Source organism: Phaeovulum sp., from assembly GCF_041596715.1.
Taxonomy (GTDB): domain Bacteria; phylum Pseudomonadota; class Alphaproteobacteria; order Rhodobacterales; family Rhodobacteraceae; genus UBA6213.
This window is the reverse complement of record NZ_JBFHIA010000005.1, coordinates 1-20,044: the sequence shown is the minus strand read 5'-3', so window position 1 is coordinate 20,044 and position 20,044 is coordinate 1. Positions and strand designations below refer to the sequence as shown.

16 protein-coding genes and 1 other RNA gene are annotated in these 20,044 nt (G+C 61.4%); 8 read left to right on the top strand and 9 right to left on the bottom strand.

Translation table 11 applies throughout. The annotated features are described in order from the left end of the window. Window positions 1-31: 31 nt before the first annotated feature. On the bottom strand, window positions 32-778 hold the full coding sequence (fnrL, locus tag ABY403_RS00910) for a transcriptional regulator FnrL (RefSeq protein ID WP_372837656.1): 747 nt from the start codon (window positions 776-778) through the stop codon (window positions 32-34). Between the two features lie 58 nt (window positions 779-836). Here fnrL and hemN point away from each other — a divergent pair, with 58 nt between their 5' ends. Then, complete coding sequence (gene hemN / locus ABY403_RS00905; protein WP_372837654.1) at window positions 837-2,192, top strand: oxygen-independent coproporphyrinogen III oxidase; 1,356 nt, start codon at window positions 837-839, stop codon at window positions 2,190-2,192. A 121-nt stretch (window positions 2,193-2,313) separates the two neighbouring features. Here the strand turns inward: hemN and ABY403_RS00900 are convergent, their stop codons facing one another. The 6 genes from ABY403_RS00900 to ABY403_RS00875 all read right to left on the bottom strand — a co-directional run bounded on the left by ABY403_RS00900 (window position 2,314) and on the right by ABY403_RS00875 (window position 11,014). Then, a complete protein-coding gene (locus ABY403_RS00900) occupies window positions 2,314-3,534 on the bottom strand; it encodes a glycosyltransferase (RefSeq protein WP_372837652.1) in 1,221 nt (406 codons plus the stop codon). After that, window positions 3,531-5,123, bottom strand: a complete 1,593-nt coding sequence (locus ABY403_RS00895) for an ABC transporter ATP-binding protein (RefSeq protein ID WP_372837650.1) — start codon at window positions 5,121-5,123, stop codon at window positions 3,531-3,533. Before ABY403_RS00895 ends, ABY403_RS00900 begins: the two co-directional genes overlap by 4 nt. Beyond that, entirely contained in the window at window positions 5,120-6,223 is a 1,104-nt protein-coding gene (locus tag ABY403_RS00890; protein ID WP_372837649.1) for an ABC transporter permease, read from the bottom strand. The genes ABY403_RS00895 and ABY403_RS00890 overlap by 4 nt, the downstream gene beginning before the upstream one ends. Beyond that, window positions 6,220-7,380 carry a microcin C ABC transporter permease YejB gene (locus tag ABY403_RS00885; protein WP_372837647.1) on the bottom strand — a complete coding sequence of 387 codons (1,161 nt, stop codon included), beginning with the start codon at window positions 7,378-7,380 and terminating at the stop codon, window positions 6,220-6,222. Before ABY403_RS00885 ends, ABY403_RS00890 begins: the two co-directional genes overlap by 4 nt. A 32-nt stretch (window positions 7,381-7,412) precedes the next feature. Then, window positions 7,413-9,257 carry an extracellular solute-binding protein gene (locus tag ABY403_RS00880; RefSeq protein ID WP_372837674.1) on the bottom strand — a complete coding sequence of 615 codons (1,845 nt, stop codon included), beginning with the start codon at window positions 9,255-9,257 and terminating at the stop codon, window positions 7,413-7,415. Window positions 9,258-9,454: 197 nt separating this feature from the next. Continuing rightward, complete coding sequence (locus ABY403_RS00875) at window positions 9,455-11,014, bottom strand: cytochrome c family protein (protein ID WP_372837645.1); 1,560 nt, start codon at window positions 11,012-11,014, stop codon at window positions 9,455-9,457. A 129-nt stretch (window positions 11,015-11,143) separates the two neighbouring features. Here ABY403_RS00875 and ABY403_RS00870 point away from each other — a divergent pair, with 129 nt between their 5' ends. Further along, window positions 11,144-11,992, top strand: a complete 849-nt coding sequence (locus tag ABY403_RS00870) for a prephenate dehydratase (RefSeq protein WP_372837643.1) — start codon at window positions 11,144-11,146, stop codon at window positions 11,990-11,992. On the opposite strand, the gene ABY403_RS00865 is transcribed toward ABY403_RS00870, so the two are convergent. Both ABY403_RS00865 and nudC read right to left on the bottom strand, forming a co-directional pair. Next, window positions 11,989-12,477, bottom strand: coding sequence for an SRPBCC domain-containing protein (locus tag ABY403_RS00865; RefSeq protein WP_372837641.1), 489 nt, complete (start codon window positions 12,475-12,477; stop codon window positions 11,989-11,991). The genes ABY403_RS00870 and ABY403_RS00865 overlap by 4 nt on opposite strands. Window positions 12,478-12,520: 43 nt before the next feature. Continuing rightward, on the bottom strand, window positions 12,521-13,474 hold the full coding sequence (gene nudC, locus ABY403_RS00860; protein ID WP_372837639.1) for an NAD(+) diphosphatase: 954 nt from the start codon (window positions 13,472-13,474) through the stop codon (window positions 12,521-12,523). A gap of 248 nt (window positions 13,475-13,722) precedes the next feature. Between nudC and ABY403_RS00855 the strand changes: the two genes are divergently transcribed. The 6 genes from ABY403_RS00855 to ABY403_RS00830 form a co-directional block, all read left to right on the top strand. Next, window positions 13,723-15,636 (top strand): bifunctional 2',3'-cyclic-nucleotide 2'-phosphodiesterase/3'-nucleotidase, encoded by a 1,914-nt coding sequence (locus ABY403_RS00855; protein ID WP_372837637.1) that lies wholly within the window; start codon window positions 13,723-13,725, stop codon window positions 15,634-15,636. 194 nt (window positions 15,637-15,830) lie between these two features. After that, window positions 15,831-16,832 (top strand): ABC transporter substrate-binding protein, encoded by a 1,002-nt coding sequence (locus ABY403_RS00850; RefSeq protein WP_372837635.1) that lies wholly within the window; start codon window positions 15,831-15,833, stop codon window positions 16,830-16,832. A gap of 61 nt (window positions 16,833-16,893) precedes the next feature. Then, an RNA gene (gene ffs / locus ABY403_RS00845) (signal recognition particle sRNA small type) lies at window positions 16,894-16,992 on the top strand. 406 nt (window positions 16,993-17,398) lie between these two features. Next, complete coding sequence (locus tag ABY403_RS00840) at window positions 17,399-18,889, top strand: SulP family inorganic anion transporter (protein ID WP_372837633.1); 1,491 nt, start codon at window positions 17,399-17,401, stop codon at window positions 18,887-18,889. Window positions 18,890-18,905: 16 nt separating this feature from the next. Beyond that, window positions 18,906-19,769 (top strand): universal stress protein, encoded by an 864-nt coding sequence (locus ABY403_RS00835; RefSeq protein ID WP_372837631.1) that lies wholly within the window; start codon window positions 18,906-18,908, stop codon window positions 19,767-19,769. Window positions 19,770-19,773: 4 nt separating this feature from the next. Continuing rightward, the coding region (locus tag ABY403_RS00830; RefSeq protein ID WP_372837629.1) for a TraR/DksA family transcriptional regulator at window positions 19,774-20,044 on the top strand (271 nt) is incomplete at its 3' end.

Here is a 20,044-nt window from a genome sequence, read left to right as displayed (position 1 = left end):
TGCTGCCCGACAAAACCCCGGTTGCGCAGGATCAGGTCAACATCCCGCCATCGGCATCGTCGCCCGCCTCATTCAGCAGACGGTCGAAATCGGGCACGGTGACATGCCGCTTGCCTTCCAACTCGATGATACCGTCGCGCTTGAGCGCCGAAATCTGGCGGCTGACCGTTTCGAGCGTCAGCCCAAGATAATCTGCCATTGCCTCCCGCGTCAGCGGCAGATCAAAGATCATCCGTCCGCGCTGGGTGCGCAACTTCACCGCCGCATCACGCTGCGCCACGATCGCAAGCAGGCTCGCAATCTTTTCGCGCGCGGTCTTGCGACCAAGCAGCAACATCCATTCTCGCGCAGAATCGAGTTCGTCGAGCGTCATTTCCAGCAACCGCTGCGCAATATGCGGGGTGCGGAACATCATTTCCTCAAACGGCTTCTTGCGAAAGCAGCACATCAAAAGGTCAGTCGTGGCGCTGATGTTATAGGCCGCAAACTCGCGCCCCGGACGACCGACGAAATCGGAAGGCAACAAAAGCCCCACCATCTGCGTGCGCCCGTCTTCAAGCGTTTGTGTCAGCGTAGCGATACCCGACACCACAGAGGCCACGAAATCCATCTTGTCGCCAGACCAGATCACCATCTGGCCAGCTTCGAAGCTGCGGTAGTACTTGATTTCCTCAAGCTGCCCCAATTCACGCTCATCACAGCGCGAGCAAACCGCGCGGTGCCGTATCGGGCAATCGGCACAAGACGGCGACGCCGGAAGGCTGTCCTCGAGGGTCATCGGCTCTCTTTGATTTGGGTCAAGGTTCTATTGCGCGTCGGACTCTAATGATACCGGCATGAATCAGGAATCGCAACTAACCCGGCTCGGTCTTTTCGACGCACGGGTGCCTCGTTATACGAGCTATCCGACCGCCCCACACTTCTCCGACGCTGTCGGCCCGAAGGAGTTTGCGGCATGGATCGAAGCAATCCCGGCTGGCTCGTCAATATCACTCTACATGCACGTGCCGTTCTGCCGCACGCTGTGCTGGTTTTGCGCCTGCCGAACGCAGGGCACGCAAAGTGATGATCCGGTGCGCGCCTATGCCGAAGTGCTGCTAGCCGAGCTGAAAATGCTCAAAGAAAGGCTTGCACCGGGCGTTACCCTTTCGCGGTTGCACTGGGGCGGGGGCACACCGACTCTGATGCCCGCAGACATGATCCGCCGCATCGCGGGGGCCGTTTTCGAAGCCGTGCCGATGGGCGAGGACGCCGAGTTTTCGGTAGAAATCGACCCCAACGAAATCGACGATGCGCGCATGGATGCGCTGGCCGAAGCAGGGTTGAACCGCGCCTCGATCGGCGTGCAAGACTTCGATCCCGAGATTCAAAAAGTGATCGGGCGCGAACAAAGCTACGAACTGACCGCAGCTGCGGCCGCGATGATTCGCGCGCGCGGTGTGGCCTCGCTCAATGCCGACATCCTTTATGGACTGCCTCACCAAACCGAAGAGCGCATCAGCGAAAGCGTGAACAAGCTGCTCAGCCTCGCGCCCGACCGCGTGGCGCTCTACGGCTATGCGCATGTGCCGTGGATGGCACGGCGGCAGGTGATGATTCCCACCGAACATTTGCCGACACCGCAAGAACGGCTGCACCTGTTCGAAACCGCGCGGCAACTGTTTCTCGGCGCAGGCTATGACGAGATCGGCATCGACCATTTCGCGCGCCCGACCGATGGGTTGGCTAAGGCTCTCAAGGCAGGGCAACTGAAACGTAACTTCCAAGGCTATACCGACGATCAGGCCCCGGTGCTGGTCGGGCTTGGCGCTTCGTCGATCTCGCGCTTTCCGCAAGGATTTGCGCAAAACGCCCCCGCCACTTCGGCGCATACCCAAGCAATCCGCGACAAGCGATTTTCAACCGTGCGTGGCCATGTCTTCACCGCCGAAGATCGGCTGCGTTCGCGCATGATTGAAGCCCTGATGTGCGACTTCCGTATTGATCGGGCCGAAATCCTTGGCGCATTCGAGGTTACGCCCGAGCGTCTTGCAGATATGTTCGCCGCCACCCAAAAAGTATTCGGAGATATGGTCGAGGTTTCCGATGCGGGGCTATTCATCCCCGAAGCGGGGCGTCCGCTGACGCGCATGATCGCGCGCAGCTTTGATGCGTACGATCTTTCGAAATCGGGGCATTCCTCGGCAATCTAGGCGCAGGTTGCGCCGTAGCTGGCCTCCGGCGGGGATATTTTGACTGAAGCATTTGATCTGCTTCAGAAAGAAATATCCCCCGCGGAGCGCGCTGCGCTTTCCATGCGTGCAAGGCGGTGGATCAACGCGCCGCGTTTTCCACGAAGTCGATCAGGCGCGGCAGGCAGGCAGTTGCCAGATCGTAGCGTGCGATGACGCCCTGTCGTGCCGCGGCGCGCAAGGGGGCGGTGGCGGCGGGGTTTGCCAGCGCCTCGGTCAAGGCCGCGGACCAAGTTGGGATATCGAAGAAATCCACGAGCCGCCCGTTTACGCCGTCGGTAATAACCTCGCGCACGGGCGCTGTGTCTGATGCCACGACCAGCGCCCCGGCCGCCAGCGCCTCAAGGCAGGACCACGAAAGCACGAAGGGGTAGGTCAGGTAGGCATGCACCCGCGTGACCTGCAGCAGCGAAAGATAGGTGGCGTAGGGAACGCGGCCCAGAAAATGCACGCGCGAAAGATCGAGTTGATCGCGCACCTCGTCGAGGTAGCGCTGCTTCCAACTGATGCCGTCTTTGGGTGCGGCACCGTAGCTCTGCCCCTCTTCCCCCACGATCACGGCATGGGCGCAAGGCCGTGCCGCCAGCACCGCAGGCAGCGCGCGCATGAAGCTGTGGTAGCCACGGTAGGGTTCGAGCGAGCGGTTAACGAAGCTCACCACCTCGTCGCCGGCGCGAAAGCTGAGCGTCGTGTTGGGGATTTGCAGGATCGCTTCGGGGTTTGGGCGCACCACCTTGGTATCGATTCCGTCATGAATGACCCGGATCTTGGCGCGCAGCTCTGTCGGAAAGGTCGCGGCCTGAAACTCGGTGGGCGAAAGCGCCGCATCGGCCTGCACCATCGCCTGCACCAGATGCGCAGCCCGCGCGGTTGTCGAGATTCGGGGCGCGACACCGTCGCGGCGAAACTCTGGGTCAAAATCTGTATCGAGCCCCTCGGTCTGATACATCAGTTCCGCGTAGATCAGCAGCCGCGCCTCTGGCCAGACCTCCTTGAGGAACAGCGTCTCACCCCAGCCTGAATGGCCAAAGATCACGTCCGGCACATAGCCGTGCTCATCGCGCAGCTGTTGTGCCGCCAGTGCAGCGCGGGCACCGCGTTCGGCGCTTTCGGCATACATGCGGGTCAGCGGCGACGAAATCTTGATCGGCTCGGGCTTTCGGTATTTGACCACGCGCACGGGTGACTTGCGCCCATTGGTTTCTGCGGTCAACGCCAGAACCTGATGCCCGCGCGCCGCCAGCGCCGGGGCGAGGTGCGGAAACTGGCCCGGAAAGTTCTGGTGCACGAACAGAATCTTCACGGCTTGGGCCCCAGTGCCGCCGCCAAGAGTTCGCGCGTATAGGTCGTGCGCGGTGCGGCAAACAGATCGGACGCCAACCCTTGTTCAACCACGTCGCCCGCCTTCATCACAATCACCTTGTGCGCCAGTGCCCGGACCACGCGCAGATCATGGCTGATGAACAGATAGGCAAGGCCGTGGCGGCGCTGCAAGTCGCGCAAGAGATCCACGATTTGCACCTGAACAGTCATATCGAGCGCTGAGGTCGGCTCGTCCAGCACCACCAGCCGTGGGCGCAGGATCATCGCGCGGGCAATGGCAATGCGCTGGCGCTGGCCACCGGAAAACTCGTGCGGGTATCGTGTCATGCTGGCGGGGTCTAGGCCCACCTCGGCCATCACTTCAGAAACCATGTCGCGCCGATTGCGGCCCGGCTCGACCCCGTGCACGGTCAGGCCCTCGGCAATGATCTGCTCGGCGGTCATGCGCGGCGACAGGCTGCCGAACGGGTCTTGAAACACGATCTGCATATCGCGGCGCAACCTGCGCAGCGCGCGCTGGGGCAATTGCGAGATGTCGTTGCCCGCGTAAACCACCGGACCTTCCGAGGCGATCAACCGCATGATTGCCAACGCCAGCGTGGTTTTACCCGAACCGCTCTCGCCAACGATGCCCAGCGTCTCGCCTGCCCGCACACTCAGGCTCGCGTCGTTCACCGCCTTCACGTAACCGACGGTCTTGCGCAGCATCCCGCGCTGGATTGGGAACCAGACCTTGAGGTGTTCGGTACGCACAAGTTCTTCTGCCCCCTCGGGCACCGGATCGGGGGCACCTTTCGGTTCGGCCGCCAAAAGTTTGCGGGTGTAGGGGTGCTGCGGGTTGGCAAAGATTTCCGCGACCGGCCCCTGTTCAACGATCTCGCCGCCCTGCATCACGCAGACGCGGTCGGCGATGCGGCGCACGATGTTCAGATCGTGGCTGATGAACAAAAGGCTCATGCCCTCGGCGCGCTTCAAATCTGCGAGAAGCTCCAGAATCTGCGCCTGAATCGTCACGTCAAGCGCGGTTGTCGGCTCATCAGCGATCAGCAGTTCTGGCCCGTTCGCCAGCGCCATCGCGATCATCACGCGCTGGCGCTGCCCGCCTGAAAGCTGGTGCGGGTAGTCGGCCAGCCTGCGTTCGGCGTTGTCGATGCCGACCTTTTCCAGCAGCTCAATAACCCGCGGTCGCGCCGCAGCCCCCTGCAAACCCTGATGCAATGCGAGGCTTTCGGTCAACTGCCGCTCGATCGTGTGCAAGGGGTTGAGGCTGGTCATCGGCTCTTGAAAAATGAAGCTGATGTCATTGCCGCGCACTTTCAGCAGCAGCGCCTTATTGGCCCCAACCATTTCCTGCCCGAGATAGTCGATCGAGCCTTCGATCTCGGCGCTTCCGGGCAGAAGCGCCACCGTAGCCAGCGCCGTCACCGACTTGCCGGACCCGCTTTCGCCGACCAGCGCCACAGTTTCGCCCTTGCCAACAGTAAAGCTGGCGTCGCGCACCGCATGTATGGTCTGCCCGTCTTGCCGGAACCGCACGTTCAGGTTTTTGACCTCTAGCACCGCGCTCATTTGAATGTCTTTCGCGGGTCGAACGCGTCGCGCACACCTTCAAAGATGAAGACCAAGAGCGACAGCATCAGCGCAAAGGTGAAAAAGGCCGAAAAGCCAAGCCACGGCGCTTGCAGGTTCTGCTTGGCTTGCAAGGCCAACTCGCCAAGGCTGGGTGCCGATGATGGCAACCCGTAGCCAAGGTAATCGAGCGAGGCGAGACCCGAAATGGCACCCGTTACCACAAAAGGCATCAGCGTCAGCGTGGCCACCATCGCGTTCGGCAGAATGTGGCGGAACATGATGACGCGGTCTGAAACCCCAAGCGCACGCGCAGCGCGGACATATTCGAAATTGCGCGCCCGCAGGAACTCGGCGCGCACCACGCCTGTCAGCGCGGGCCAGCCGAAGAGGATGGTGACAAATACCAAAAGCCAGAAACTGCGCCCGAGAATGGCGAACAGGATGATGATGACGTAGAGCGATGGGGTAGAGCCCCATATTTCCAACGCGCGCTGAAAGATCAGGTCGGTTCGCCCGCCGAAATAGCCCTGCACCGCCCCCGCAGCCACACCCAGCACCGAGGAAATGCCTGTCACGATCAGTGCAAATAAGACCGAGGTGCGGAACCCATAGATCACCCGCGCCGCGACATCGCGGGCGGTATCGTCGGTGCCGAGCCAATGCTGCGCATCCGGTGCCGAGGGTGCCGCACCGACGTTGTTGATGGTGCGGTAGTGGTAGCGGATCGGCGGCCAAATCATCCAGCCTCGCGTAATCGCCTCGCCGTTCACCACCCCGGTTTTTGCTTGCGCAGTGATGCCTTCGGGGTCATCCCAACATTCTTGCAGCCCACCCGAAACGATCAGGCATTGCACCGCCGGGTCGCGGTAAATGGCCTGCGTGCGAAAGTCGCCGCCAAACGCGGTTTCGGGGTAGAAACGGTACGCGGGAAAGTAAAGCTCGCCCTGATAACTGACCAGCATCGGCTTGTCATTGGCGATCACCTCGGCCACCAGCGACAGCCCGAACGCGGCCAGAAAGATCCACAGCGACCAGAAGGCGCGGCGGTTCGATTTGAAATTGCGCCAGCGGCGGGCGTTGAGAGGGGAAAGCTTCATCCGGCCCTCCGCTCAAAATCGATGCGCGGATCGACGAATACATACATCAGATCCGACAGGATACCGACCAGAAGCCCGATCAGGCCGAAGAAATAGAGCGTGCCGAAAATCACCGGGTAGTTGCGCGCCACCGCCGCCTCGAACCCAAGCCTGCCCAGCCCATCCAGCGAAAAGATCGTCTCGATCAGGATCGAAGCGCCAAAGAACACGCCTAGGAAAAGGCTCGGAAACCCGGCGATGACAATCAGCATCGCATTGCGAAACACGTGGCCGTAAAGCACCCGCCGCTCGGTCTGCCCCTTGGCGCGCGCGGTCATCACGTATTGCTTGTTGATCTCGTCGAGAAAGCTGTTTTTCGTCAGCAGCGTCAGCGTGGCAAAGCTGGAGATCGTCGAGGCCACGACGGGCAAGGTGATGTGCCACAGATAGTCGAGCGCCTTGCCAACCAAGCTCAGATCATTCCAGTTTTCGCTGGTCAGCCCGCGCAGCGGAAAGATTTTCCAATAGCTGCCCCCCGCGAACAGCACCATCAGCAGCACCGCGAACAAAAAGCCGGGGATCGCGTAACCCACGATGATCGCGCCGCTGGTCCATGTGTCAAATGCGGTGCCGTCTTTCACCGCCTTGCGGATGCCCAGCGGGATCGAGATCATATAGGCCAGCAGGGTCGACCAAAGCCCCAGCGTGATCGACACCGGCATCTTGTCGAGCACGAGGTCGATCACCGAAGTCGAGTGGAAAAAGCTCTCGCCAAAATCAAAGCGCAGGTAGTTGCCCATCATGGTAAAAAACTGCCGCACCGCTGAAATCTTTTCCTTGCGGCATTCCTCGGCCTTCAGGTTTGGCTCACCCACATACCCGGGGTCGCAGACGATGCGCGCAAAACCCATCTGCACTTCCAGCGCGTCGAGCATTTCGGGGGGCAGGCCGCGCGCGCCGCTATAACGGTCTTCGCCGCCACCGCCGCTGGCACCTTGCGCCCCCGCGTCGCCGCCGCCCGCGATGTTGCGGAATACGTCGCCCTCGCCCTCCATCTGGGCGATGATCTGCTCGATCGGCCCTCCGGGCACGAACTGGGTCAGCGCAAAGTTGATCAACATGATTCCGAACAGCGTCGGGATGATCAACAGCAACCGCCTGAGGATATAGGCGCTCATGCCTGCTTATGCCCCTGCCCTTCGCGCTGGCGTCAGAATGCGCCTGCCGCCTTCAGTTTCTCGGCCTTTTCAGCATTAACCCACCAGAAGTCCAACTCGCCCGACGAGTAGGGCGGCAAGGTCTCTGGATGCTCGTAAATGTCAAAGTAGGCAACCGTGTATACGTCCTTGTACCATTGCGGAACCCAGAACCTTATGGCGCGCAGAACCCGGTCAAGCGCACGTACCGCCACAGTCATTTCAGCACGCGTTTTGGCAGCTTCAATGTGCCCAATCAGCGCATCCACCGCCGGGCTTTGCAGCCCCATCGTATTGAAGGCGTCATCGGTGCTGGCCGAGCCGAAATACTGCTGCAAGCCGGAACCGGGGATGTAGTCTTGCCCCAACTGGCTGGTGATGATGTCGAAATCGTGGTTACGCTCGCGGCTGGTCATCTGGGCATCGTCGACCCGGCTGTGCACCGCGTCCACGCCCAGTGCCCGAAGGTTTTCGACATAAGGATTGATCACCCGATCAAAACTTTGGCTATCGTTGAGGAACTCGACCACCAACTTCTCGCCATTCGCGTTGCGTCGGACCCCATCACTGCCCACAACCCAACCCGCTTCATCAAGCAACGCTGCGGCGCGGCGCATGTTGGCACGGTCAAGCTGCGTCGGGCCCGAAGTCGCGGGCATCACCGCAGGCTCGGTCAGAACGCCTGGGGGCAACTGATCGGCGAGTGGCTCTAGAAGCGCGAGCTCTTCAGGCGACGGGGTGCCTGTTGCCGCCAGTTCGCTGTTGTCCCAGAACGAGGTGGTGCGCGCATATAGCCCGTAGAAAAGCGACTCGTTCGACCATTCGAAGTTGAACATCAGGCCGATCGCTTCGCGCACGCGCGGGTCTTGGAACTTTTCGCGCCGCAGGTTCAACACGAAGCACTGGCCCGTGCTGATATTGCCGTTGGGCAATTCTGTCTTGACCACCCAACCGTTTGTCAGCGCGGGGAAATCATAGCGTGTCGCCCAGATCAGCGATGACGCCTCGCTGCGGAAAGTATAGGCACCCGCCTTGAAGCCTTCGAAAGCCGCCTCGTAGTCGGCGAAATACTCGATGCGGATTCGGTCAAAGTTGTTGCGGCCGATGTTTATTGGCAGGTTCGCCCCCCAATAGTCGGGATTGCGCCGCCAGACCACGCGACGCCCCTCGTCTGCGCTGTCGAAAACGTAGGGGCCAGACCCGAGATAGGGCTGATCAGAGGTTTCCTGAATGTCACGCCCTTTGGCTAGAAACTCTGCCTTCGAAAACACCGGCAGCCCGCCTGCCGCCTGAATCACATCGCGGCGCGGGTAATCCGGCAAGAAGGTGAACTTGATGCGCATCGGATCGAGCACTTCCGCGCTGGCGATCATCTGCGAGATCACGCCACGAAAGCTTGAAAGCCCCTTGTCGCGCAGCAATTCGTAAGAAAAGAGCACGTCTTCAGCTGTCAGCGGCGAGCCGTCGGAAAAGCGTACTTCGGGGCGCAGCGTAAAAATCACCCAGTCGCGGCTTTCAGGGTATTCAATGCTTTCCGCCAAAAGGCCGTAGGCCGCGCCTATCTCGTCCGCTGTGCCGGTTAACAGCGATTCGAGCGGGCTGGTCGAAAGCGCGGCGGCGCGGCCCTTGATCGTGTAGGCGTTGTAGCTGTCAAATCCGCCCGATGCCCAAATCGAGATTTCTCCGCCCTTGGGTGCATCCGGGTTGACGTAGTCGAGGTGCGCGAAGTCGGGGCCGTATTTCAGGTCGCCAAAGGTCGATATGCCATGCGCGCGGATCGTGGCGTCCTGCGCCAATGCCGCAAGCGCGAACATCAGCCAGATCGTTGTCGCCGTCAGAACCGCCACCATCGGCCGCATCGGCACCGTCGCCGCAACTGTCGCTTGCCTTGCCATTGCCAGCACTCCTCTGATCCACACCCGCCGGGCGGTTGCCTTGGCAGGGTAACGGTCAGTCGGGCCCATCAGCAAGGCGCGAATGCGTGAGAACCAGTTGAAAATGCGAAAGGCCGCGCTGTTAGGCGCGGCCTTGGGCAGTTTCTTGTGCCGACTTTGGCTTAAAGCGCGTTGGCCTGCAACCAAGCCAAAAGATTGGCGCGGTCTTCGGGCTTCGGCAGGCCGGCAAAGGTCATCTTGTTGCCGGGCATGAAGGCCTTGGGATCGGCCAGATAGACGTCAAGGTTTTCCAGCGTCCAGGTAACCGCGGCGTTCTGGTTGGCGTCCGAATACTTGTACTCGGGCACCGTGCCGGAAACACGGTCGATGATGCCGTTCAGCGCCGGGCCGACACCGTTCTTGCCATCGAGCTTGTGGCAGGCCTTGCACTTCAGCCAGACCTTGGCACCTGCTTCCGCATCCGCAGCAAGGATCCGCTCGGAAATCGGTGCGACGCCGCCTTCAACTGCGGATGCCGCGGCGGCGGGTTCTGCAGCAGCGGGTGCTGCGGCGGCAGGTTCAGCCGCGGCAGGTGCTGCGGCAGCAGCCCCACCGGCAGCGGCCTGTGCGGCACCAATAGCCATCGCATCTTCGACCGACTGCGTGTCCTTGTCCGCGACGCCGCCGTTCGACAGCAGCCACGCGATCACGTTGATGCGGTCCTGATCGTTCGGCAGACCAGCAAAGGTCATCGCCGTGCCAGGCAGCACTGCTTGCGGATCGACCAAGTACTTGTAGATGGTCGATGCAGTCCAGGTCTGATTGGCGGCCTTGTTCGCGTCAGAATACGCAAAACCCTCGGCCATTGCAGTGCCACGACCGAGAACGCCGTTCAGGTAGGGACCAACCGAGTTCGTGCCATCAAGCTTGTGGCAAGCTGCGCACTGTTCGAAAATCACACCACCTGCGGCAACATCGGCACCAGCAAGGCGCGACACCAAAGTGCCGGCTCCACCCGCAGCAGCGGGCGCAGCGGCAGCAGGAGCCGCGGGTTCAGCAGCGGCAGGTGCGGCAGCTTCGGCAGGCGCGGCGGCCGGGGCGGCTTCGGCAGCCGGGGCGGCTTCAGCAGCCGGGGCAGCTGCGGCAGGCGCAGCACCATCGGCCATGCCACCGTTTGCCATCATCCACGCCATCAAGTTGATGCGGTCAGCTTCGGCGGGCAGACCCACAAAGGTCATCTTGTTGCCGGGCATGTAGGTTTTGGGGTTCGACAAGTAGTCGTTCATCACCTCGGGGCTCCAGGTGATATTCGCGTTCAGGTTTGCATCCGAATACTTGAAACCTTCGACCGAACCGGTGGAGCGGCCGAAAATGCCGTTCAGGGCAGGGCCGACGCCGTTTTTGCCATCGAGTTTGTGGCAAGCCTTGCACTTGAGCCAGACTTTTTCACCGGCGGCCAGATCGGCGGCGGCCAGTTGTTCGGCGACGGGCGCGGAAAGTTCCGGGGGAACAAAACCGCTTTCTGCGGGGGCGGCCTCAGCCGTGGCAGCAGCCGGAGCGTCCGCTGTTGCCGTAGCAGCCGGCGCCATGTCAGCCGGTGCAGTTGCCGTTGGCGCATGGGCCATTTCTTCGCTGGTGCCGCCAAAATAGATCGTATTTGCCGCCCAGTTTCCCAATAGGAACACAAGTAGCGCGGCGATTGTGGCGCCCGCCAGCTTGATCCAATTCATCATGTTGAACATGTCGCTTCCCCGCGTGGATTGCCTGAGCGGGCTTCTAACCGCTTCCCCTGTTGCATTTCAAGGTATAGTTAGCCGCAGCCGACGCCTTCGCGTGTGCCTGAGCACGCGCAATTGCCAATGGAGTGCCTAATGAGCCCGAACCGTCAAACCGGACGCATCGCTTTTCAGGGAGAGCCGGGAGCCTATTCCCACCAAGCCTGCCGCGAGGCACGTCCGACCATGGAGGCGGTTCCCTGCCCCACCTTCGAGGACGCGATAGAACTTGTGCGCAAGGGCAATGCGGACCTCGCCATGCTGCCGGTCGAAAACTCGACAGCCGGGCGCGTCGCCGATATCCACCACCTGCTGCCCGAAAGCGGGCTGCACATAGTCGATGAAGCATTCGTGCGTGTGCACATCAATCTGCTGGCGGTTCCCGGCACCGCAATCACCGACGTGGAAGCGGCAATGAGTCACACCGTTCTTCTGGGCCAGTGCCGCGATTTTCTGCGCCGCCACAGCCTGCGCCCCGTTACTGGTGCCGATACGGCAGGGTCTGCAAAGCTGGTCGCCGAGCGCGGCGATCCGAAGGTGGCGGCCCTTGCAAGCGAGCTTGCGGGCGAGATTTACGGGCTTGATCTGCTTGCCCGCCACATCGAGGACCGCGAACACAATACCACCCGCTTCCTGATCATGGCGCGCGAGCCTAACCTGACGCGACGCGGCGACGGGATGATGATGACCACATTCGTGTTTCGGGTGCGCAACATTCCGGCGGCGCTTTACAAGGCGATGGGCGGGTTTGCCACCAACGGCGTAAACATGACCAAGCTCGAAAGCTACATGGTCGACGGCAGCTTCACCGCCACCCAGTTTTATTCCGATATTGAAGGCCACCCAGACGATCACAACGTGCGTCTGGCGCTGGACGAGTTGCGCTATTTCACGTCATCGATGACGCTGCTTGGGGTCTATCCGGCAGATCCGCGCCGATACTAGGCACCCGCGGCGGGCTGCGCGATGCCGCGCGCGGCCCGTTCTTCAAGGCCAAGCGCCATCAGATGGATGCGGTCAGCGTAGCGCCGTTGCAGCGCCGGGCGACCCAATCGCGCCGATTGCAGCAAAAGTCGCGCCGACACGCTGCGCGGACGCACCTCCATCTCGGCTTCGATGCGCGTGCGCTTTCGCGACAGCGCCAGTAGCGTGATGCTCATCGTAACCTCGTAGCCCTGCGCGCTAGCCTCAAATACCAACCGCTCGGGTGCCTCAAGGCTGGCGATCTTGCCAACCATCTGGCGCGTCTTGCCACGGTAGCGAAAGCCCACCTCCCAAGACATCCCCGGCCCCAAGGCCTTTAGGGCATCGAGTCTGCGCAGTTGCACCCCGCGCCGCATTGCTACCAGTTCAAGCGCCGCGATATCGGTCATGGCGGCGAACACTGCCTCGATAGGGGCCTCGATATCTTCGCGGGCGGTAAACTTCATGGGCGCGTACTCCGTTCAAACATCGGCCATTCTTCTGCCGTCATCAGATATGATCTGCAAGCCACATGCGCAGCAAGCCAGCGGCAATCGCGCCCTGACGCGGCGCGCGGATATGCGGGTGCACCCCGGCGAAGATATCCGCCATGTCTTCGCGCGTTACCCAGCACGCATCCTCGATTTCCACCGGATCAAGCGTCAGCGCCCTTGCGGTGGCCTTGCCGTGACAGCCGAGCATCAGCGAAGCGGGAAAGGGCCAAGGCTGGCTTGCCAGATAACGCACCGGCCCAACCGGAACGCCGGTTTCCTCGGCCACTTCGCGGCGCACCGCTGCCTCAATCGTTTCGCCGGGCTCCACAAAGCCCGCGAGGCACGAATACACCCCCTCGGGCCAACCCGGACCGCGCCCTAGCAATGCGCTGTTGCCTTCGGTGATAAGCATGATGACAACGGGATCGGTGCGTGGAAAATGCTCGGCGTTGCAGGCGGGGCAATGTCGCTTCCAGCCGCCGTGGCTGGGCAACGTGGCCGCGCCGCAGCGTGCGCAGTGACCATGGCTTCGGTGCCACTCGCCCAGCGCCCGCGCCATTGCGGCCAGTTCCGCCTCGCGTGCGCTCATCATCGCCATGCGGTTGCGCATCTCGGCAAAGACCATCGGCGCGTCCAACAGCGGATGGGGCTGCTCGCCCGCGTCGAAAAGGCTTATCGGGGTCGCGGCAGGCTCTTCGGGCCGCCAATGCGACAGATCGAGCGCGAATCGCGCCGCGCCCTCCTCAAGGCCCAAAAACACCGACTCTTGCGGTGCCCCTTCCAGAACCGGATGATCGGGCGCAAGCCAGCCGAGCACGTCGCCCGCAAACAGCGGCCGGCCGCGCCAGATCGGCAGCACACGCGTTTCCGGCGCTTGCCACAAAAGGGCAAGCCGCTCTGGCGCAACGCGCAATTCTGCCGCTCGATCCAGCCCTGATCCCGCAAAGGCAAATATTGCGCCGTTCTGCATGTCGCGATTCCCGTTCCTTTCAGCCTGCTCCATTGCTGCCATGATCGCGCCGTCAGCGCCAGTAACACGGCGTGGCGATTATGCACCACCTATAGTTGTATATTTTTCCTAACTACAACTTTTTAGGTATCTCTTCGCTCGGCGACGCAATAACTTGGCCGATATTGTGAAAACGCAATCGAAGAAGGCAGCTTCATGATCGCGTCTGCGTCGCCTTGCATCCAGCAATGCCACCGGAGCATCCGGCGATGACCGTCTTTTCTGCGGATGTGCAAGCCGCTCGCACAGTGCAGGCGCAGTTGCGGCTGCTTCAGACTACTGATCTGCATATGCATGTGTTGCCTTACGACTATTATTCAGACCGGCCCATGCTTGGCACCGGGTTAGCCCATGCCGCGGGGTTGATCGAACGTCGCCGTGCCGAAGTCGCAAACTCGCTACTGTTCGACTGCGGCGACTTTTTGCAAGGCACACCGCTTGGCGACTACGTAGCGCAGGACCGTGGCCCCCACAACACCACCGCGCATCCGATCATCGCAGCGATGAACGCGGCAGGTTACGATGCCGCCGTCGTCGGAAACCACGATTTCAACTATGGTCTGGAGTTCTTGCAGCAGGCGCTGTCTTCTGCGCGCTTTCCCGTGCTGGCGGCGAATGTTGCCCGCCAACTTGGCACTACAGGGCCGCTTGAAGACCGGTTGCTGCTTCCCGGTCACTGCCTGCTGCGTCGCCAGATAAGATGCGCCGATGGCAGCACCCAGCCGCTATGCGTAGGTGTGCTTGGCCTGACCACGCCACAAATCACCCAGTGGGACCAGCGCCACCTTGCCGGCCGCATCCGCACCCGCGACATTGTCGAGACCGCCGCAGCATGGGTGCCGCAATTGCGCGCGCTTGGTGCAGAATTGGTGGTTGTACTGGCCCATACCGGCTTTGGCGCAGCCGAACATGTTGCTGGGCAGGAAAATGCAGCCCTGCCCTTGGCGCGGCTGGCGGGGATTGACGCGTTGATGCTGGGCCACAATCATCTGGTATTTCCCGCAGAGGCCGGCCCAACCCCGCAGGGCGCAGATGCCGCAGCAGGGCGGCTGCACGGCACGCCCGCTGTGATGTCGGGTGCGAGGGGTTCGCATGTCGGGCGGATCGATCTGTCACTGCAACGCACTGCGGGGCGCTGGAAGGTGCATGCAGCCGATGTGCAAGTGGAAGCGGTGTTTCAGCACGACCGTGGTCTGCAATTGCGCCCACGCGCCGCGCCACACCGCGGCGTGCTTGCCAGCAGTGACGCCGACCACCGCGCCACGCTGCACTACATCCGCCGCCCGGTGGGGCACAGCACCGCTCCTCTGCACAGCTACTTTGCGCTGTTGGCACATGATCCTATCGGCCAAGTGATTGCCGAAGCACAGCGCTGGCATGTGGCGCGCGCGCTGGCCGACAGTGCCCACGCTCACCTGCCGCTTTTATCGGCAACCGCCCCTTTCAAGACCGGCGGGCGCGGCGGCCCCAGCCATTTCACCGATGTGCCTGCCGGGGCGCTCGCCTTGCGCAGTATTGCCGACCTCTACCATTTCCCCAACAGGATCTGCGCGGTGCGCCTGCGCGGGGCAGAGCTTTGCGCCTGGCTGGAACGATCGGCCGGTGCTTTCAACCGGCTGATCGCGGGAACCCAGCACCAGCCACTGCTTGACGCGGCCTTTCCAGGCTACAATTTCGACATCATTGATGGCCTCGAGTTCGAAATCGACCTTGCCGAACCGGCCCGCTACGACGCCGAGGGCAATCTGGTCGCCCCCGGATCGCAGCGCATCCGCAATCTTGCGTTTCAAGGCGCGCCGCTTGACCCGAACGCCGAGTTCGTGGTCGCCACCAATGACTTTCGCGCGGCTGGAGGTGGCGCGTTTTTCAGGGCGCGCTCTGGGCAGGTAGTGCTGGAAAGCTCGGAGTCCAACCGCGATATTCTGCGCTGGTTCGTCGAGCAGCACGGCACGCTATCGCCGAAGAACACCCCCAAGTGGCGGTTTGCACCGATGCCCGGAACCTCTGCGGTATTCGAAACTGGCCCCGGCGCGGCGCGCTATCTGGCCGAGGTAAAAGACCTGCGACTGGAACCGCTTGGTATCAGCGCAAGTGGCTTTGCGCGCTATCTGATCCGTTTCTGAGTCTCAAATACATATTTTTTGACCCCGATACTGCGTTAAAACGACGCGAAACCGCGTTATCACAGGATTTTTCATCGCTCAGACCGCGGGGCAGCGTTAAGCGGAGGCAGGCACCTGCACCGCGCAGCCATTTCGCGCAGCGCCGGGCGCTGAATCGTAGGCGCAGTGCCTGCATCAGCCGGGAAGGACATATAATGATCAAACGTCTCGCCGCCGCACTCGCCATTTTGGTGCTTGCCGGCCCCGCAACCGCAGAAGAATTGAAATTTGCCGTCGACGGGCCGATTACAGGTGCCGCCGCGGCCTATGTATTTGGCGCCGACAGCGGTTTGTTCGAAGCTGAGGGCCTTGACCTTGATGTGCGCGCCACACGCAGCGCGCTTGACGCGGTCAGCCGGATCGCGCTGGGCTCCTACCCGTTCGGCGTCGTCGATATGCCCACATTCGCAGAATACATCATCATGAACCCCGGCTCGCGTGTGATCTCGCTGATGGTCATTCACGATCGCCCGGCCTTCACCGTGGTCGCCCTGAAATCGAGTGGCATTGCCGCGGTGACTGACCTGCCGGGACATGTTGTTGGACAGGATTCCGACAGCTTCGCCAAATACCGCATGCAAAACATCGCCAATTCAAACAGCTTTGACATGAGCGATCTCACCTTCAAAAACGTCGCGCCGACAGAACTCGCCGCAGCGCTGGCCGCAGGCGAGGTGGATGCGGTGACCGGGTTTAGCTATGAAATCCTGCCTGAACTTGCCAAGCTCGGCGTAGCCACCGACGATCTTGTCATTATGCCGATGGCCGACAATGGCCTCGTCCTCTACGGGCAGGTTCTAGTGATCAATTCCGATTACCTTGCAAAATCTTCCGGTGTCGCGACCCGTCTTACCGCGGCGGTCTTGAAAGCCTGGAAAGCGACGATCGCCGACCCCGAAGCCGCAGTTGCGGCCGTCATCGCGCGCAACGCCGAACTTGATCCGGCGCTTGAAGCGGAACGGCTGCGCATGATCATCGCGGAAAACGTGCTGACCCCCTATGTGCTTGAAAACGGTTTCGCCACCCCCAGTCAGGCGCGGCAGGAATGGAATGTCGCGCAATTGCAGGACAATCCGGCGTTCATTAACTCGGAAGAGCGCGACACCTTCTTCAACATGAACTTCCTGCCCAGCGCAAAAGACCGCGCCATGCAATGAAACCGGCCCGGGGGCCGCAAGCGCGCTTGCATTGCAGCCCCCGTCCGCCTATATCGCCGTTTGAGAGGTTGGCGCGGGCGAGCGCCTCGCCAACCCGGTCAGGTCCGGAAGGAAGCAGCCGTAACGAGCCCCGCTTGGGTCGTTGTCCAGCCTCTCACCTTCTCCCCTTCTAGCACATTGGTTTCTTGGAAAGCCTCTCGTTTTCCAAAGGTCTCTGCTACAAGCCTTGCTACAAGACCCGCTGCTGACAGGATCACGGGGGTTGCATTCTGTATAGCGATGATCCGTACAGTCTGCGGCATTGCATCTCGATTAGGCTGCGCTTGTTCGAGGGGCCAGCGCCCGGTGTGGCCTCGTAGCAAGTCTACGCTGCGGTGCAGCGTCCCTTGCGGATTTTGGGTTGCCAACGAAGCCGCGTTCCGCGTAACAGGCCCGGCAAAGCATCTGCCCGGTGCAAGCCCGGGTAGCACTTCCGGCCCCGGACATGCCGGAAAACCCGAGCCGACACATGGAACTCATATCGACATGCGGCCAGTATGGCCCGAGTCGATCAGGAACGTATTTGCATGATTTCACCTGACGCCTACCGCGCCCAATGGACGGGCAACATCCGGGGTGACCTGCTCGCAGGTCTGGTCGTGGCCCTTGCCCTGATACCGGAAGCCATCGCTTTTTCGATCATCGCGGGTGTGGACCCGAAGGTGGGGCTTTACGCCAGCTTTTCCATTGCCGTGATCGTCGCCATCACCGGCGGGCGGCCCGGCATGATCTCGGCCGCAACGGCGGCGACCGCGGTGCTGATGGTCACGCTCGTCAAAGAACACGGGCTGCAATACCTGCTGGCCGCAACGGTGCTGGCCGGTCTTATCCAGATCGGCGCAGGGGTGCTCAAACTGGGTTTCGTCATGCGATACGTTTCCAAGTCGGTGATGACCGGCTTTGTGAACGCGCTGGCGATCCTGATCTTCGCGGCGCAATTGCCCGAGTTGGACCCGCGAAACGTCACGTGGCTTACCTATGTGCTGGTCGCCGCCGGGTTGGCGATCATCTACCTTTTCCCCAAATTGACGAAAGCTATCCCCTCGCCGCTGGTGACAATTGTCGTGCTGACCGGGCTCACGCTGTTTTTCGGCTGGGATGTGCGAACGGTAGGCGACATGGGCGCATTGCCCGACACGCTGCCGGTTTTTCTGATTCCGCAGATTCCCCTGACCGTTGAGACGCTGCTGATTATCCTGCCCTATTCCTTCGCCGTGGCGGTCGTGGGCCTGCTGGAAAGCTTGATGACCCAGAACATCGTCGATGACCTTACCGACACCAAGTCGGACCGAAATCAGGAATGCATCGGTCAGGGGATCGCCAATACCGCAACCGGCTTTATCGGCGGCATGGCGGGTTGCGCGATGATCGGCCAGTCGATCATCAACGTGAAGTCTGGCGGGCGTGGGCGGCTATCGGCTTTTTTTGCGGGGGTTACGCTTCTGATCTTGGTCGTGGGGCTTGGGGATCTGGTCAGCCAGATCCCGATGGCGGCGCTGGTGGCGATCATGATCATGGTCAGTGTCGGCACCTTTTCGTGGTCGTCGATCAAAAACCTCAAGCTGCACCCGCGCTCGTCGTCGATCGTCATGATAGCGACGGTTGTAACGGTGGTTTACACCCACAACCTTGCTATCGGCGTGTTGGTGGGCGTGCTGCTTTCGGGCATCTTCTTCGCAGGAAAGATTGCGCAGTTGTTCAACGTCACCACCACCATCTCGAAGGACGGGCGCGAACGCACCTATATCGTTGAAGGGCAGCTTTTCTACGGCTCTGTTGAAGACTTCATGAACGCCTTTGATTTCAAAGAGGCGCTCGAAAAGGTCATCATCGATGTAAGCCGCGCGCATATCTGGGATATTTCCAGCGTGCAGGCGCTCGACATGGCGATCTTGAAGTTCCGGCGTGACGGGGCCGAGGTCGAAATCGTCGGTATGAACGAGGCGTCGGACACAATCGTTGATAGGCTTGCCATTCATGACAAGCCGGGCGCGATCGACAAGCTAATGGCGCATTGATGGAGCGGCAAACCAGATGACTGAACAACCACAGAAAATCGTCGCCCTCGTGGATGGCTCCATCTATTCGGAAAGCGTCTGCGATCATGCTGCATGGATTTCGCAGCGCACCGGGTCCGCAGTCGAGTTGATCCACGTCCTTGGCCGCCGAGAGGCCACCGATACGCATGACCATTCGGGCGCAATCAAGCTGGGCGCGCGCACCGCGCTGTTGGAAGAACTGGCGGCGCTTGATGCGCAGCGCGCAAAGCTGATCAGCCATCGCGGCCGCGCCATTCTGGAAGACGCCCGCGCCATCCTCGACAAGGACGGCGTCACCGACATCACCACGCGCTTGCGCCATGGCGACGTTGTGGAAGCAGTGGCCGAGGTAGAAGGCGACGCCCGCGTGGTCATACTGGGCAAACGCGGCGAAGCGGCAGATTTCGCCAAGGGCCATCTGGGATCGAACCTCGAAAGGATCGTTCGCGCCAGCCAAAAGCCAGTTTTCGTGGCATCGCGCGCCTTCAGGCCGATCTCGAAGGTCTTGGTCGCCTATGACGGCGGCACATCGGCGATGAAAGCGGTCGATCACATCGCCCGAAGCCCGCTGTTTCAGGGCTTGGCGGTGCACGTTGTCACGGTGGGCAGTGCTAGCCCAAGCGTGGAAAAAGGGCTTCGTGATGCAAAGGCGCTGCTGAAAGCCGCAGGGATCGAGGCTGAAACCGCAATTCTGCCCGGTCCGCCGGAGGCCGCGCTTGGGAAACTGGTGGAAGACGAACACTTCGACTTGTTGGTGATGGGTGCCTACGGGCATTCGCGCATCCGCAGCTTGATCATTGGCTCAACCACGACTGCGATGATCCGGTCTTGCAAGGTGTCTGTCGTTCTGATCCGCTAGCGGGATGACAGAACCGTCCCCCGCAGATCTGAAAGCCCGGTTCCTGCCGCGACTGCAACAGGAGCTTGCGGCGCTTCGGCAGGCGTCGGGCGCAACGGTCGAGCATCGCAAGCCCGTTGAACTTGACCAGCAAAGTGTCGGGCGCCTGTCGCGCATGGACGCCATGCAGCAACAGGCCATGGCGGCCGCCCAAGACACCCGCCGCTATGCGCGCATCCACGCGCTTGAAGCCGCCATCCGGCGCATTGATTGCGACGACTTTGGCTGGTGCGACG

Coding starts and splice junctions, on each gene's coding strand:
- hemN (WP_372837654.1), top strand. CDS start 837: ATGAATCAGGAATCGCAACTAACCCGGCTCGGTCTTTTCGACGCACGG.
- fnrL (WP_372837656.1), bottom strand. CDS start 778: ATGACCCTCGAGGACAGCCTTCCGGCGTCGCCGTCTTGTGCCGATTGC.
- ABY403_RS00865 (WP_372837641.1), bottom strand. CDS start 12,477: ATGAAGTTTACCGCCCGCGAAGATATCGAGGCCCCTATCGAGGCAGTG.
- ABY403_RS00880 (WP_372837674.1), bottom strand. CDS start 9,257: ATGCGGCCGATGGTGGCGGTTCTGACGGCGACAACGATCTGGCTGATG.
- ABY403_RS00875 (WP_372837645.1), bottom strand. CDS start 11,014: ATGTTCAACATGATGAATTGGATCAAGCTGGCGGGCGCCACAATCGCC.
- ABY403_RS00870 (WP_372837643.1), top strand. CDS start 11,144: ATGAGCCCGAACCGTCAAACCGGACGCATCGCTTTTCAGGGAGAGCCG.
- ABY403_RS00850 (WP_372837635.1), top strand. CDS start 15,831: ATGATCAAACGTCTCGCCGCCGCACTCGCCATTTTGGTGCTTGCCGGC.
- nudC (WP_372837639.1), bottom strand. CDS start 13,474: ATGCAGAACGGCGCAATATTTGCCTTTGCGGGATCAGGGCTGGATCGA.
- ABY403_RS00895 (WP_372837650.1), bottom strand. CDS start 5,123: ATGAGCGCGGTGCTAGAGGTCAAAAACCTGAACGTGCGGTTCCGGCAA.
- ABY403_RS00835 (WP_372837631.1), top strand. CDS start 18,906: ATGACTGAACAACCACAGAAAATCGTCGCCCTCGTGGATGGCTCCATC.
- ABY403_RS00855 (WP_372837637.1), top strand. CDS start 13,723: ATGACCGTCTTTTCTGCGGATGTGCAAGCCGCTCGCACAGTGCAGGCG.
- ABY403_RS00840 (WP_372837633.1), top strand. CDS start 17,399: ATGATTTCACCTGACGCCTACCGCGCCCAATGGACGGGCAACATCCGG.
- ABY403_RS00885 (WP_372837647.1), bottom strand. CDS start 7,380: ATGAGCGCCTATATCCTCAGGCGGTTGCTGTTGATCATCCCGACGCTG.
- ABY403_RS00890 (WP_372837649.1), bottom strand. CDS start 6,223: ATGAAGCTTTCCCCTCTCAACGCCCGCCGCTGGCGCAATTTCAAATCG.